This window comes from Algoriphagus vanfongensis DSM 17529 (assembly GCF_000429465.1).
In the GTDB taxonomy this organism is placed as follows: Bacteria; Bacteroidota; Bacteroidia; order Cytophagales; family Cyclobacteriaceae; genus Algoriphagus; species Algoriphagus vanfongensis.
This window is the reverse complement of record NZ_AUBX01000018.1, coordinates 93487-107803: the sequence shown is the minus strand read 5'-3', so window position 1 is coordinate 107803 and position 14317 is coordinate 93487. Positions and strand designations below refer to the sequence as shown.

Here is a 14317-nt window from a genome sequence, read left to right as displayed (position 1 = left end):
TTAAAAATATTTCAGAATTGCATAGGGACTTCTCCTTTTCAACTTCCCAAACCACCTCGTCGGAAAGTAAAGTCCAAAACCCAATATCACTGCTAAAGTCCATACCTGCCAGAGATGCTCAAATCCGAAGAGTTTCCCCTGAGTAGGACCAAATATGGAATTGAATAACGTATACAAAACCAGCAAGACATAAAGGTGAAGAATGTAGAAAAACATGGGTGCGTTGCCATAGATCCGTAGCACTTCCATTGGCTTCCATGTGTTCTTTTCAAATCCTGCCAACAGTAAAAAGCCAATTCCCAATGTCAATAGGATAAAATCCAAGGAAGGAGGATATTTGGTGAAATTCAAAAAATCCATCACCGTCAGTGTGATTGATTCTTGCACTTTCCAAGGCAAAGTCTCCCCATAGCTATTCGTGCCCCGAAGGATTGCCAATACCAAAAAAGACCCCAATCCAAAATAAACCAAGGTAGAAATCCTTTTCTGTTGGCTGACTTCTTTGCCAAAAAGCGGTCCCATCCAATACCCACACAGAATCACGCCCATCCAAGGCAAAATCGGATAGGAGGCTTTTATCCTCAGCCAATCAGTATCGATCAAAAAGCCTCTGTCATGAAGAATGGCCCAACTTGTATATCCCCATTCTCCAGGAGAAAACTCAACAAACGATAGTGCATTGTGCCCGAAAACTATCACCAGACCAAAAAGACCAAGCAAATGTCTAGGCATACCACTACAGAAAGCTAAGAAAATCATGCTCAAACCGATCGCCCATATGACTTGAAGGTAAATCGTTTGAAATGACCCAAACCATGAAAAGTTCACCAGTGTGATTTCCAAAAGAACTAAAAACAGTCCACGCTTGAGCAGAAACGACTTTGGCGAACGAGGAGCTTTACCGGAAGGATGAGCATAGAGCCAGGCTCCCAATCCAGTCAAAAACACAAATACCGGAGCACACAAATGCGCCGCCAATCTCGTAAAAAACAAGGATGGGGCAACGTCAGAAAGTACCATGGGATCCGATACCTGATGATGGTAAAAGAATCGCTCCCGTACATGATCCAACAGCATAATCAACATGACTAACCCACGCAAGATATCAATAGAAGCAATTCTTGAGCTTTTACTGTTACTGCTGAAATCGGAGATTATAGTCGTTTGCATGATCTTCCCTTCGACTGACTTTGAGCGGACAAAGGAATATAAAATGCAACTTATTTGCAAACAATGAACTCGATTCTCCCCTTATACTTATTTAAAATTTTATAATAACTTTTTTCCATTTTATAATTTTATAATTTTACTTTTTCACAGTTACAATTAACCCTGTTTATGAAAAACCTTATTGTTTTATTCTGCTTGGCTTTTTTGACTTTATCCTGTCAAAAGAAAGGATCCCAACCTGTAGCACTACAGATTCTCCCGAGTCCAAGTTCCCTCACCCTGACGGGACACTCAGACCTGAGCTTAGCAGCAGTGGAAGCGGCTTATACGAAAGCATATGAATATTTTGTAGCCAACGGAAACTTGGATTCATTTGAAAATCCTGTCATCACCTTTACCTATGACGAAGCGAAACAAATTGCTCCAGAAGGCTACGAACTAGAAATTGATTCTGATGCAGTGTCTGTTTCAGCTAGCAGCCAAGAAGGACTTTGGTATGGCTTGATGACTTTGGGACAGATCTTACAAGACTGTCAAGACCAGAACGCAGATTTACCTCAGCTGAAAATTGAAGATGAACCTGAATTGACATACAGAGCTATCCACTGGGATGTCAAGCACCACCTCGAGAAAAAGGAATACTACTATGACCTTTTGGACCAACTGGCCACTCAGAAAATCAATGCTATCATCGTTGAGATTGAGGATAAATTGGCTTTTCAGCTCCAACCCAAAGTAGGCTCTTCGGACGCTTTTAGCATAGAAGAATGGAAAGCAATCAGCGACTATGCAAAAGCACGAAACATAGAGTTAAGTCCATTGGTCCAAGGATTGGGACATGCTTCTTTTATTTTGAAACATGAAGAATACAAACATCTGAGGGATGACCCGAAGAGTGACTGGGCATTCAATCCATTGGATGAAGAAACCTACAAAGTTCAGTTTGACCTATATGAAGATGCACTGAAAGCATTTCCCTACGCTACCTACCTACACGTAGGTGGAGATGAAGTGCATACGACGGGAAGAAATAGCGGAAAATCAGCTTTGGAACTTCAACTAATCTGGCTAAACCGCGTCAGTGAATACGCAGAGCAAAAAGGCCTAACCCCGATTTTCTGGGACGATATGCCACTAAAAAATGCTGGAGTTTATCAGTCCATGTTCAATGAAAAACTAACCGAATCTCAGGTAGACAGTATCTGGACAAAACAGGAACCAGAACTGAATAAGTATGTGGACATGTTCCCAAAAAACTGCGTCTACATGAGGTGGAATTATAGCCATCCTGAGACTCCCGGTAATGAAAGAGCCATGAAATGGTTTACAGACAATGGCTTCGAAGTCATGGGCGCCACAGCCGGACAGACACGCTGGAACCTGATGCCGCTGAATCAAAGTAATGCGAAAAACATCCGGGATTTCGCCTTGATTTCGATCAGAAATGGAGCCAAGGGACTACTTCTTACACTTTGGGATGATGACTCACCCCATTTCGAACTTTACAGCAGAGGCATCTCCATTTTTGCCGAATACACTTGGGCTGGAGATAAAAGATCTATCGAAGAATTAGAAAAGACATTTAGACAAAGAACCTTCGGCCCCGCGCTTGCTGACGAATCGATGGAATTTATAGATTCTCTGGAATTGGCTGTAGGCTTCTGGAAAAATTCCCTTCTGAAACCGGGCCAAGATCGAAATCGACTAGCCAATCATGGTGAAAATGCCATGCGATCACTGATCGAAATGCCTAATTTGGATTCTGCCGGTACTTGGACTGAAAAATACCAGGACAGACTTGCCAAAGCCGAGGAAAACCAAGCTCGAATCGAAGCAATTTTGGAGCAAATCGCCGAATCCAAAAAATTGGCAAAACGCAACACCTACAAACTGGAAGTCTATGAGCAAGTGGCGCAAGTCGCTCAGTTCACCAACAGAACACTACTGACCTTGGCAGAACTAGACGAGCCAAGTGGTGAATCCAGAAGCCAGGCTGAAGCGAAACTCAAAACCCTCACATCAGAATGGGAAGCTATACAATCTCAGGTGGAAGCAGTCTATGGACAGACTAGACAGCTAGACAAACCTGCCGATTACATCATTGATCAAGATCATCACGTTCACCTGGCTAATCAGGAGCATCAATTTTCAGATTGGCAGTTTAAAGTCGAACAGCTACTGGTCAAAAAAGTACAAGACCGCTAATTCGACCTTGTCCGACTCAAGAGCTCTAGCATTTTGCTAGAGCTTTTTTTGTGTTTTTTCTGCCAAAATTTAGTAGGATTTCCTTTTCGTTTTTTCTATTTTTCCACTATGACACAATAGATCCACGTATTATGACCAAACAAGTACTTTCAGCACTGATCCTTTGCTTTTTGATCAGTAGTTCAGTTCTCGCACAAGAAGCGCTGTTTCGTGCACAGCAGATAATTTCACCGGAAGTTCATCCAGACAAATCAGTCACGTTTAGACTCTTTGCCCCAGAAGCATCTTCCGTACAGATCACAGGAGATTTTCTTCCATCTGTCAAAATGGACACTCCCATGGGGCAAATGGACGGCCCGGGGAAGGCCGACCTGACAAAAGACGAAAATGGAGTTTGGATCTACAAGTCAGCGACTCTCCCTCCCGAACTATACAATTATTCCTTTATCATCGATGGCTTTACGACAACAGATCCCAGCAATCCATTTTTGATTCGCGATGTCGCCTCTGCTACCAATATTTTTATCATAGGCGGAGATCAGGCAGATCTGTATCAAGTGCAGGATGTACCCCATGGCACTGTAGCTCGGAGGTGGTATGATTCGCCGGGGCTAGATATGGACAGAAGGATTACGATTTACACTCCTCCAGGATATGAAAACTCATCTGCTACTTACCCGGTGCTTTACTTGCTTCATGGAGCTGGAGGAGATGAGGAGGCTTGGATCAATCTAGGAAGAACTTCGCAGATTTTGGACAATTTGATCGCAGCGGGGAAAGCTAAGCCGATGATCGTGGTGATGCCAAACGGCAATGTAATCCAGGATGGCGCACCGGGAGAAGGAAGCAAAGGTTTTTACAAACCACAATTTATGGTACCAAAGACCATGGACGGAACTTACGAGGGAGCTTTTCAGGACATTATCAACTTTGTAGAAAGCAACTATCGCGTCAAAGCCGATAAATCAAATAGAGCAATCGCAGGTCTATCCATGGGTGGTTTTCACACCCTCCATATTTCCAGATACTATCCCAATACATTCGACTACATCGGTTTGTTTTCGGCAGCCATCATGCCTCGAGAGGATGCCACCGGCAAAGTTTACAGTGATTTTGACCAGACTCTACAAACTCAAAAAGAAAATGGCTACAAACTCTACTGGATAGCTATTGGTAAAACCGATTTTCTCTACGATGCAAATACAGAATATAGACAAAAGCTTGATGCAATGGACATGCCTTATGACTACGTAGAGTCCGAAGGTGGTCATATCTGGAGAAACTGGCGAGTTTATCTTACCCAGTTTGCACCTCAGCTTTTCCAATAAATTACCTGAACCTATTGTAGCTCCTGTGTGCCTTAAGGCGCACAGGATTTCTCTCAATCAACCCAAAACCATGAAACTCAAACACTCTTTAATCCTCTTTCTTCTCTACGCGGGACTACTCCATTTCCATAGGAGCAATGCGCAGGAAATAAGTGCCATGCAGGCACCTCAAGTAGTGTCTCCAGCTATTGCTCCAGACAGATCAGTCACTTTCCGAGTTTACTCTCCCAAAGCCAATGAAGTCACTATCAATGGAAGCTGGATGGATTTCGGAGAGACCCTTGCCCTATCAAAAACCGAAAATGGTGTGTGGGAAGTGACTATAGATCCCCTCGCATCCACGATGTACCATTACAATTTCTTCATCGACGGAGTAGCGGCTATTGATGTCACCAATCCACATGCACTGCGCGATGGTACCCGCTATGCTAGTTTGTTGATGATCCCAGGCAAAGAAGCCGAGGTGTTTCAGCAAAACCCTGTGCCACACGGTACTCTTTCTAAAGTCTGGTACGATTCACCTTCTCTTGATATGAAGCGCCGAATGTATGTATACACTCCTCCTGGCTACGAATCCAGCAGCGAATCCTATCCGGTATTGTATCTCCTTCATGGAGCTGGCGGGGATGAAGATGCTTGGTCTTCTTTGGGAAGAACCAACCTGATCCTAGACAATCTGATCGCCGCTGGCAAAGCCAAGCCTATGCTTGTAGTGATGACCAATGGGAATGCTTGGCAAAGCTCAACTTTGACCCAAGCACCGGGAGTCAGCCCTCCTACACGTGAAACCTACATGCAGTGGGCGGGGAAATTTGAGAAAAGTCTGGTCGAAGATGTAGTGCCATATATCGAAAAAAACTATCGGGTGAAATCTGATAAATCTTCCCGAGCTATCGCTGGCCTATCTATGGGTGGTGGTCATACAATCACGGCTTCTATCAATTACCCGGGCACTTTTGACTATATCGGAGTCTTCAGTAGCGGCATCTTTGACCCCAATGCCGACATGGCAGAATTGGAACAAAAATTCAATGCATTGAAAGATAGCGGAGTCGCCAAATATTGGGTAGCCTGCGGCAAAACTGATTTTGTCATGGAGTCCAACAAGAGACTCTTGTCCATTTTGGATAAAACAGGCCTAGCACATGAATACCATGAAAGCGAAGGCGGTCATACTTGGGCCAATTGGAGAGATTATTTGGTGCTTTTTGCCCCAATGTTGTTTTGATATTAAGTCCCCAATCTTCCTATTGTCCATTAGCGCGATTCTATATAGAGTCGCGCTTTTTGTTTCAAAAAAACAAAGAAATAGTAACCTCAAATAAACTCAGACTGATACTTTTATAGCTTCAACAAACAAACAAGATGGTGATGAATACTCTGCTCAAACTAGAAGAAATCTGTCTATTTGTCCTTGGATCCTTTGCCTTTCACTTGACTGGACTTTCGTGGTGGTGGATGTTGGGTTTGTTTTTCTTGCCGGACATCGGGATGCTGGGATATTTGATTCATGAAAAAGCCGGAGCCTGGACCTACAACCTGTTGCATCATCGCGGTCTCGCCATCGTCTTGTATTTCTCCGGATATTTCTTGGAGAGCATTCCCTTGACACTAGCGGGAATTATACTCTTTTCACATGCAGCATTTGACAGGATCTTTGGTTATGGCCTGAAATATGAAAAAGGCTTTCACTTCACCCACTTGGGAAACCTTAAAAAACCAGCACAATCTCAATAAGAACTCTTCCGCAGTTTTCTCTTGTGCACAGTGACTCTCGTTTTTTTCAGCACTTTTTGCATGCCAGTGACTGCCAAAACGGAAATGCAAGCCGACAAACCCAGCGCACCACCAAAACCCTCAAACAAACTACTGGACCTGATAAAAAGAAGAGAAAACACAAAACCCGCTATTAATATCGGATAGATAGATTTTACTTTTTTCTTGGCGCTCATGCCCACGAAAGTACCACCTAAAGAGACAAAAGGAATCGCCTCGATAAGTGTGCTTCCACCTCCAGAAACAGACTCACAAAACAATGAAACAAGTAGAGCTATTGCAGCAGAAACCAAAACAGGATTCAGTCTCCACTTCGTATGAATGAAATAAGTCAAACCAGCAGACACGGTAGCCACACACGTCACCAACAAACCCTCCATCATATCCACTTAAAACTATAATGTACCCCATAGGCTAAGATCACACCGATAAAAGCCAACGTCCCCAATTTGCCCCCGACGCCCTGAATCAGCGATCTGCCCATCACAAAAAGAACCAAGGTAAATGTCGATGCCAGCAATAAAAAAACAGGGTCAGACTGGACACTGGTCATCCCTATAAATGCCCCACAATAAACGGGAGCAGAAATTTGCCTGAAATAAGACTGGGCTCTCGGGATCAAAGTAAACGAAGATCCTATCAGACCCATCGTGGCTGCAGCCATGACAACTCCCATCCCCTGCTCTCTTAGCCACCAAGTACCCAAAGATCCAAAAAACACCCAAATAGCCACTCTCCAAGAATCGAAATCGACTGTATACGGTTTCTTCCTGGATTGAAAAAAAGAGGCTATCAAAAAGCAAAACAGTAATACGAAAAGCCAGACCTCCAGCCGATGTGAATGCTCGTAAACTATGGCACCCACGTAGAGGCATTGCATCGCTGCAATCAAAAGCAAAAGACTGTAGAATGTTTTTGTTCTCAAATCAGCCGCAAAGGTAAGCTCTATTTTCTCTCTCAAAAACTTTAAGTCCCACATTCCCCTTCCTACTTAGTCGACGCACAAAAAAAACCTCATACTTCTATTCTTTGATAGATAAAATTCCTTGGCCCCTCATTATGTGTATATTTAGGTGAACCATTTTCTCAAATTACTTTTCGATGAAATATCTCCTTGCCATTTGTTTGATATACTCCCTGTCGATCGCCTCCTATTCCCAGCAGACTGACAGCCTGGCTAGCGACACGACCATAGTTGCCAAAAAAGTAGACTTCAGTATCATGCCCTACATGAGCTACAATCGAAATCTGAAATTCATGATCGGAGTCATCCCCATGGGAATGTACAGGCTCAATCCACAAGACACGATTTCACCCAAATCACTCTCCGGCGTAGCTGCTGTCTACACGACCAACAAGTCCTATTTTGTATCTTTTTTCAATAAGATCTATCTCGACGAGGATAGATGGAGGCTTGTAGCTTTCGGTATGACCGGCGACCACATTTCCCAGTTTTACATGGATGACATTGATGCTCCCGGTTTCTACGATTACGGCACCAAAACCACCTTTGTGATGGTGGGATTTCAACGAAAAATAATCCCGCACTTCTATGCTGGCTTGAATTACTCCTATGCGCATCACTATACCGAATATGAGGACGATGTACAGCCAGCTTCTACTGTGGAAACCAACGGCCTGCAGATCACCACGCTGTTCGACAATAGAGATGATGTGTACTATCCCACCGAAGGTATCAAATCCAATCTCAAATGGATCAGTTTTCCAACTTGGTTTGGCAATGATGTCGAAGCCCAAAAAGTCAATATGGAGTACAACCAATACTTCTCCATGAGAAATGGAGAAGATGTCCTGGCAGCGAGATTTGCAGGCAAATTTGGATTGGGAGACATTGCATTCGAGCAGCAGGTGACTTTGGGAGGAAAAGACATCCGCGGCTACTCTGAGGGGAAATATAGAGGAGATGGTCTGATCGCTGCACAGGCGGAATATCGATACAATCTGAACCCGAAAATGGGTTTGGTTGGATTCTTTGGAATGGGCACAATCTATGGCTCAGACACCGAGTCTTTTGACTGGAAGCTCTACCCCGGAGGAGGAATCGGCTATCGCTATAGAGCCTTTAAATCTGTCAAATTCAATATCGGTCTAGATGCCGCTGTGGGCAAGGACGATTGGGGCTTTTACTTTAGAATCGGCGAGTCTTTCTAATACGTTTTCAAATCAAAATTTTTCTAAAAAATTCTTTCAAGTCGATTTGAATTCAAAAATCTTCATTTACTTTGTATATCAAAGTACTTTTAAAATGAGAAAACCAGAACAAGAATTAGCGGACATCAAGTCCATGATGGAGCGGAGCACACGCTTTCTTTCTCTCAGTGGTTTATCCGGAGTCATGGCAGGCATCTACGCCCTGATCGGCTCTGGCATGGCGTGGTACTGGATAGAAGGTCCCGAAACGCTTGGTTTAGCCAGTGCTTTGGATCATCGAGCCTTGATGAACAGATTGTTGATTTTGGCATTAGTCGTTTTGCTTCTGGCCTTGGTGACGGGTTATATTTTCTCTCAGAAAAAGAGCCAGAAAACAGCCAATAAATTCTGGTCTTCTGCCGGTAAACGATTTATGAGTGCTTTGTTTATTCCTGTATTGGCGGGTGGGTTGTTTTCATTTGCCCTACTTCACGAGAGCTATTTCAATCTGATCCCAGCTACCACCTTGATATTCTATGGATTGGGATTGATCAATGCTTCACACTTTACGATAAGCGAACTAAAAAATCTGGGTCTTATCCAGTTGATGATAGGTTTGATCGCAGGCTTTTTTCCTGAAATCGGGATTTACTGTTGGGCAGCAGGGTTTGGAATGGCACATATCATCTATGGCGCCATGATGTACTACAAATACGATCGGTAAGCGTGAAGGGGAATTACGATAAGGCTTTCGAAAATGTCGTAAGACTGCGTGTCATGTCCATCCTGATGGTCAATGAACAGGTGGATTTCAACACCTTCAAAGAGCTCTTGGACGTGACAGATGGCAATCTGGCCACACATCTTCGGAATCTGGAAAAGCAAGTATATATCCAAGTCGAAAAGAGCTTTGTGGGCAGAAAACCACAAACCAACTATTCGGCCACAAAATCCGGAAAAGACGCATTTCAGGCACATCTGGATTTCCTCGAAAATTTGATCAAAGAAAACAAAACCTAAAAAAATTTATCTATTCACTTTGAATTTCAAAGTACTTTCAAAACTCTAAAACGATGAAAAATCAATTGAAATCTATACTTGGACTAGATCCCAAGTCCCTTCTCCTCCCCGCCCTTCTGGGAGCAATTATCCCAAGCGCTTTGCTGATCTTTCTGATCATTGCCAATAGAGACTCTTACGAACTCTGGATGGCATTGCCACTTGTGATCATCCCTATAGGAGGTGCATTTGGAGGCATTTTCTTTTACATGATGGGCTTCCATTGGTTTCCAAGAGGCAATCAAAAACTCATTGCATTGATTTTCAGCTGCATCATCTACTTCATCTGCCTTTGGCTTTTCTCGGTCCTGGCATTCAGTATCACCGGACATTGGGATTAAAAAACTTTACCTAAACCACTTTAAACATTTTCAAAAACAAAAAATGGAAACACCATCTAACAACTCCGCTTTTAAAAATTTTCAGGATTGGATATCCAATTCCTCAAGCATCAAACTTTTAGTCATTGGGTTCATTGTGCTGATTCTGCTCATTCCACAATCCTACACCACCAATCTCATTGTAGAAAGGCAATTTAGACTGGAAGAAGCTGAACATGAAATCCGTGAAAAATGGTCCAGAGATCAAACTATCACGGGTCCCTACATCAGCTTACCTTATTATGAATTAAGAGAAATTGAAACCAAGGGTGAAAAGAAAATCATCAAGGAACTCAATACCGCCTATTTCCTACCTGATCAATTGGAAATCAATGGAAACCTGGAAACAGAATCTTTACATCGAGGCATTTTTGATGTAGCAGTCTATACGAATAAGATTAATTTTTCGGCAAAATTCCTCCCGCTGACATTAGAGAAACTGAACATTCTACCAGAAAATGTACAATGGGATCAAGCAAGTATCCTGATAGGAATTAGTGATTTAAGAGGAATCAGTGGTGACACAAAGCTGCTCGTGAACAATGAAGAATTATCTCCAGAACCTTTCACTGATTTCAAAACCAGCCAAAAAGGACTGCTTGTCAATTTGGTTCTAAATCCTGAGAATAACTCCGAATTGAATTTCTCTGGAACATTGGATATCAAGGGAAGCAAGGATTTCTTCATTGCTCCATTGGGAAAAACAACCAACCTGAGTCTATCAGGCAATTGGCCAAATCCAAGCTTTCAAGGTGAGTTTTTACCCGAAACCAGAAATATCACAGATAGCGGTTTTGAAAGTAGCTGGAAGGTTCTTCACTTCAACAGGCCTTTTGGACAGGAGTTTATCGGCTCTATCCCCAACTTTGAATCCAGCACATTCGGACTTTCATTGGTCAATCCGGCAGATCAATACCAGCAAAGCATTCGCACGACCAAATATGCTTTATTGATCATTGTCTTGAGTTTTCTGTCACTTTTTATGATGGAAATCCTTACCAAAAAGAGCATTCATCCAGCCCAATACACCTTGATTGGCTTTGCCCTAGTCCTCTATTACACTTTGCTAATTGCCTTGTCTGAGCATATTGGATTTAGCCTTGCCTATTTGACGGCTACGATTGCCACAGTGAGCTTGCTTGGACTTTATGCCAAAACTCTTTTTCCAAAATTCAGGCAAACGGCCATTTTCACTATCATCCTTGCAGTATTCTACACTTTCATATTTGTGATTATCAAGCAACAAGATTTCGCTTTGCTACTTGGAAGTGTGGGTCTTTTTGTTGCCTTGGCGACCACGATGTACATCTCTCGGAAAATCAATTGGAACAACAATTCGCCTGTTTTGAGTGAGGCTTAAAATATTTATATTCATCAAGTACTGATATACTATGAAAGACCTAATCCTTTCCCATCTCAATTCTCCTACTGAACTGGAGAAACTCTATCGAAAAAACAAAAGCAGTTTTAAAACTGCTTTCGCGGAAGCGCTTCCCGAAATACAGGCAGGGCATCCTATCCTCGCTGAAGTCTGGAATGAGCGCCTGAACTATGAATCCGACGGCATATCTTGGGGCACCAAAAAGGAATTTACATTTATCATCATTATTTCTCTATTGGCTGGCTTTATTGCCAAATTCCCTGAAATTTTCACGGTAGATGAGGAATTCTTTTATCCAAGAAACCTTGCATTCTTAGTCTTTCCGGGATTGGCAGCATTCTTTGCATGGAAAAATCAACTCTCGCAACGCAAAGTTTTGGTCCTGGGCATTGCCACAACCATTTCCTGGATCTACATCAATCTTCTACCTTCCAACAAAGAAAGCGACACCTTGATCTTGGCATGCATACATCTTCCCTTGTTACTTTGGGGAGTCCTAGGAGCTGCTTTCTCAGGCAATGATTGGCTCAACATGTCCCGCAGGCTAGCCTTCTTGAGGTTCAACGGCGACGCTATCATCATGGGGGCTGTATTGGGACTATCGGGAATGGCCTTGACAGGCCTGACTATTGGGCTTTTTGAATTGATCGGTTTGAATATCGTAGACTTCTACACCAAGTACATCCTGATCTTCGGAGCAGCTGCCATCCCTCCATTTGCAGCTTTCCTCACTCAGACCAATCCGCAATTAGTCAACAAGGTCTCTCCTGTGATCGCCAAAATTTTCAGTCCTTTGGTTTTGATCATGTTGATCGTATATCTCGGAGCTATTGCGTTCACTGGCAAAGACCCCTACAATGACCGTGAATTCCTATTGATTTTCAATTTACTTCTTGTCGGAGTGAAGGCATTGATCTTCTTTTCGATCGCTGAAAAATCATCCTCAAAAAATGCTGTAGGCAACTGGATTCTACTGGCCTTATCGATTGTCACTATCCTCGTCAATGGGATCGCTCTATCCGCTATTATCTTCAGAATATCAGAATGGGGAATCACCCCAAACAGGCTGGCAGTGCTCGGCGTCAATGTACTGATGCTCATTCACTTGATAATTGTAGGCAAATCACTTTGGGGTTTGGTCACTCGAAAGCTTTCCTTAGAAAAAGTCGGGATTAGCATCGCTGCCTACCTACCGGTTTATTTTACTTGGACAGTGATTATCGTTTTTCTATTCCCCATACTATTTGGGTTTAGATAAAAGCAACTGACTTTCTCCGGTTTTCGCTTTTCATCGGAAACCGGAGCTAATCTTTTTTTTCATCAACCTAAAGAAACAATCCTACTAAAAGTTATTTTCGCAATTCATATACATCATTCTATTCAATGTTAAAGCGTCAAATTGTTTTCGCAACTTTTCTTTTCATAAGTATAATAGGTTTTGCCCAAGCTCAAATCAAGGCTGTAACCGAGCGTGGAGATACTATTTATGTATATAATAATGGAACGTGGAGTTATGAATTATCAGATCAAAACTCCCAAAATGCCCCCATGGCTTTTTTAGACCTCCAATTGCAAATTGAACCTGTTACTACTCCATTTTATACTCCCAACAGTTCATCAAAATCCATTTCTAACCAATGGGAATTCTTTGATATATTTTATGATGAAGCCATTTGGAAACGAGTTCCTGCCGGTGAATTAAACGAAGATGCAGAATTTGCTTTTCAAGCAAGAAAAACTGACATCTGGTCAGTGGTAATTTCTGAAGAAACTCCTATTGCAAAAGAAACCCTTCTCAAAATTGCCAAAAATACTATGGAAGAAAATACCGGTGCTACAGTAGAGGTCATCAAAATTGAATCTCGGATAGTTAATGATAAAGATTTATTAAGAGGTGTTTTAAAAGCAAACTATTCTGGAATCACTTTCATCTTTGATTCATATTATTATTCTGATGATCGAGGATCCGTTCAATTTACTACATGGTCTAGTGAAAATGTTTGGAAAAAGAATGAAACTCTGATTCTAAATCTTCTAAATGGCTTTGATATAAAATAAACCATTCCTTCCCTCACTTCTCAAACACAATCTCCTCTGCATCAGCACCTAGCTCTTCGAGGTTTTGGTTTACAGCTTTGATCATGGGTTCCGGTCCACATACATAGAATTGCTGACTGAAGTCATCCACATGATTCTCAAGAAATTCTTTGTCTACTCGCCCATGAAAATGACCTTCCAAGTCTTCTTTATCAAGAATGGAAAGAAAATCATCCCCAAGAATCTCTCGAAACCAACTTTCCAAAATCACATCCTCAGCCGTTTTATTGGCAAAAATCAGCTTATTACCCGCCAACTCACCGGACTCTTTCAATGATTTGAAAATTGAGATAAAGGGAGTCACTCCCGCACCACCAGCTATAAACACACCTTTCCCCTTGTACTGGATCGCTCCCCAAGCATCGTCGAGAATAAGTTGATCGCCTATTTTCAATCGATCGATACGATCCGTCACACCATCATGGTCATGATAGGATTTGATCACAAATTGCAGGTAATCCTCCTCTGGAAGTGAAGTGAAAGTAAAGGGCCGTTTCTTTTCCTCCCAACCCTGCTTCTTTATAGCTACTTCTGTGGCTTGGCCTGGGACAAATGTAAACCCCTTAGGCTTTTCCACTTTCAGCTGTTTCACATCATGCGTTAGCTTTTCTATTTTCAATATTTCCACGTTCATGGTTGTTGTAGTTTGGTTATTTAAAGTTCTCTCCTATATAATTCCAAAGCCCAAGCCATAAACTACACCTACCTTAGCGAGCTCTAATCACACATTTCCAGACAATTACCGCTTCCACATTCCTCAAATTGAGAAG

The 14317-nt window shown here is 42.4% G+C and carries 15 protein-coding genes; 11 read left to right on the top strand and 4 right to left on the bottom strand.

Going from position 1 to position 14317, the window contains the following annotated elements:
* A complete protein-coding gene (locus G460_RS0118670; RefSeq protein ID WP_035464768.1) occupies nucleotides 1-1170 on the bottom strand; it encodes an acetyltransferase domain-containing protein in 1170 nt (389 codons plus the stop codon).
* A 168-nt stretch (nucleotides 1171-1338) separates the two neighbouring features.
* Between G460_RS0118670 and G460_RS22200 the strand changes: the two genes are divergently transcribed.
* From G460_RS22200 to G460_RS0118650, 4 genes are all read left to right on the top strand, one after another.
* Entirely contained in the window at nucleotides 1339-3375 is a 2037-nt protein-coding gene (locus tag G460_RS22200; RefSeq protein ID WP_035464766.1) for a beta-N-acetylhexosaminidase, read from the top strand.
* 131 nt (nucleotides 3376-3506) lie between these two features.
* Nucleotides 3507-4703 carry an esterase gene (locus G460_RS0118660; RefSeq protein WP_026956780.1) on the top strand — a complete coding sequence of 399 codons (1197 nt, stop codon included), beginning with the start codon at nucleotides 3507-3509 and terminating at the stop codon, nucleotides 4701-4703.
* Between the two features lie 70 nt (nucleotides 4704-4773).
* Entirely contained in the window at nucleotides 4774-5931 is a 1158-nt protein-coding gene (locus G460_RS0118655; RefSeq protein ID WP_026956779.1) for an esterase, read from the top strand.
* 143 nt (nucleotides 5932-6074) lie between these two features.
* The gene (locus tag G460_RS0118650; protein ID WP_026956778.1) at nucleotides 6075-6440 is read left to right on the top strand and encodes a DUF4260 domain-containing protein; all 366 of its coding nucleotides are present in this window, start codon (nucleotides 6075-6077) and stop codon (nucleotides 6438-6440) included.
* Here the strand turns inward: G460_RS0118650 and G460_RS0118645 are convergent.
* Both G460_RS0118645 and G460_RS0118640 read right to left on the bottom strand, forming a co-directional pair.
* Nucleotides 6434-6862 carry a hypothetical protein gene (locus tag G460_RS0118645; protein WP_026956777.1) on the bottom strand — a complete coding sequence of 143 codons (429 nt, stop codon included), beginning with the start codon at nucleotides 6860-6862 and terminating at the stop codon, nucleotides 6434-6436. The genes G460_RS0118650 and G460_RS0118645 overlap by 7 nt on opposite strands.
* The gene (locus G460_RS0118640) at nucleotides 6859-7458 is read right to left on the bottom strand and encodes a hypothetical protein (protein WP_026956776.1); all 600 of its coding nucleotides are present in this window, start codon (nucleotides 7456-7458) and stop codon (nucleotides 6859-6861) included. Before G460_RS0118640 ends, G460_RS0118645 begins: the two co-directional genes overlap by 4 nt.
* A 122-nt stretch (nucleotides 7459-7580) precedes the next feature.
* On the opposite strand from G460_RS0118640, the gene G460_RS0118635 reads away from it, so the two are divergent.
* From G460_RS0118635 to G460_RS0118605, 7 genes are all read left to right on the top strand, one after another.
* Nucleotides 7581-8651 (top strand): BamA/TamA family outer membrane protein, encoded by a 1071-nt coding sequence (locus G460_RS0118635; RefSeq protein ID WP_026956775.1) that lies wholly within the window; start codon nucleotides 7581-7583, stop codon nucleotides 8649-8651.
* Between the two features lie 94 nt (nucleotides 8652-8745).
* Nucleotides 8746-9354, top strand: a complete 609-nt coding sequence (locus G460_RS0118630; RefSeq protein WP_026956774.1) for a hypothetical protein — start codon at nucleotides 8746-8748, stop codon at nucleotides 9352-9354.
* 2 nt (nucleotides 9355-9356) lie between these two features.
* Entirely contained in the window at nucleotides 9357-9650 is a 294-nt protein-coding gene (locus G460_RS0118625) for a winged helix-turn-helix domain-containing protein (RefSeq protein ID WP_026956773.1), read from the top strand.
* Between the two features lie 53 nt (nucleotides 9651-9703).
* Nucleotides 9704-10030 carry a hypothetical protein gene (locus tag G460_RS0118620; protein WP_026956772.1) on the top strand — a complete coding sequence of 109 codons (327 nt, stop codon included), beginning with the start codon at nucleotides 9704-9706 and terminating at the stop codon, nucleotides 10028-10030.
* Nucleotides 10031-10073: 43 nt separating this feature from the next.
* The gene (gene creD, locus G460_RS22195; protein WP_051316118.1) at nucleotides 10074-11429 is read left to right on the top strand and encodes a cell envelope integrity protein CreD; all 1356 of its coding nucleotides are present in this window, start codon (nucleotides 10074-10076) and stop codon (nucleotides 11427-11429) included.
* 31 nt (nucleotides 11430-11460) lie between these two features.
* Entirely contained in the window at nucleotides 11461-12708 is a 1248-nt protein-coding gene (locus G460_RS0118610; protein WP_026956771.1) for a DUF4153 domain-containing protein, read from the top strand.
* A gap of 125 nt (nucleotides 12709-12833) precedes the next feature.
* Nucleotides 12834-13508 (top strand): hypothetical protein, encoded by a 675-nt coding sequence (locus G460_RS0118605; RefSeq protein ID WP_026956770.1) that lies wholly within the window; start codon nucleotides 12834-12836, stop codon nucleotides 13506-13508.
* 13 nt (nucleotides 13509-13521) lie between these two features.
* On the opposite strand, the gene G460_RS0118600 is transcribed toward G460_RS0118605, so the two are convergent.
* Complete coding sequence (locus tag G460_RS0118600; RefSeq protein ID WP_026956769.1) at nucleotides 13522-14181, bottom strand: FAD-binding oxidoreductase; 660 nt, start codon at nucleotides 14179-14181, stop codon at nucleotides 13522-13524.
* Nucleotides 14182-14317: the final 136 nt, after the last annotated feature.

Excerpts from the sequence above, each read along its gene's own strand:
- G460_RS22200 (WP_035464766.1), top strand. The coding sequence starts at position 1,339 with ATGAAAAACCTTATTGTTTTATTCTGCTTGGCTTTTTTGACTTTATCC.
- G460_RS0118620 (WP_026956772.1), top strand. The coding sequence starts at position 9,704 with ATGAAAAATCAATTGAAATCTATACTTGGACTAGATCCCAAGTCCCTT.
- G460_RS0118635 (WP_026956775.1), top strand. The coding sequence starts at position 7,581 with ATGAAATATCTCCTTGCCATTTGTTTGATATACTCCCTGTCGATCGCC.
- G460_RS0118655 (WP_026956779.1), top strand. The coding sequence starts at position 4,774 with ATGAAACTCAAACACTCTTTAATCCTCTTTCTTCTCTACGCGGGACTA.
- G460_RS0118645 (WP_026956777.1), bottom strand. The coding sequence starts at position 6,862 with ATGATGGAGGGTTTGTTGGTGACGTGTGTGGCTACCGTGTCTGCTGGT.
- G460_RS0118600 (WP_026956769.1), bottom strand. The coding sequence starts at position 14,181 with ATGAACGTGGAAATATTGAAAATAGAAAAGCTAACGCATGATGTGAAA.
- G460_RS0118670 (WP_035464768.1), bottom strand. The coding sequence starts at position 1,170 with ATGCAAACGACTATAATCTCCGATTTCAGCAGTAACAGTAAAAGCTCA.
- G460_RS0118630 (WP_026956774.1), top strand. The coding sequence starts at position 8,746 with ATGAGAAAACCAGAACAAGAATTAGCGGACATCAAGTCCATGATGGAG.
- creD (WP_051316118.1), top strand. The coding sequence starts at position 10,074 with ATGGAAACACCATCTAACAACTCCGCTTTTAAAAATTTTCAGGATTGG.
- G460_RS0118605 (WP_026956770.1), top strand. The coding sequence starts at position 12,834 with ATGTTAAAGCGTCAAATTGTTTTCGCAACTTTTCTTTTCATAAGTATA.
- G460_RS0118640 (WP_026956776.1), bottom strand. The coding sequence starts at position 7,458 with ATGTGGGACTTAAAGTTTTTGAGAGAGAAAATAGAGCTTACCTTTGCG.
- G460_RS0118610 (WP_026956771.1), top strand. The coding sequence starts at position 11,461 with ATGAAAGACCTAATCCTTTCCCATCTCAATTCTCCTACTGAACTGGAG.
- G460_RS0118660 (WP_026956780.1), top strand. The coding sequence starts at position 3,507 with ATGACCAAACAAGTACTTTCAGCACTGATCCTTTGCTTTTTGATCAGT.
- G460_RS0118650 (WP_026956778.1), top strand. The coding sequence starts at position 6,075 with ATGAATACTCTGCTCAAACTAGAAGAAATCTGTCTATTTGTCCTTGGA.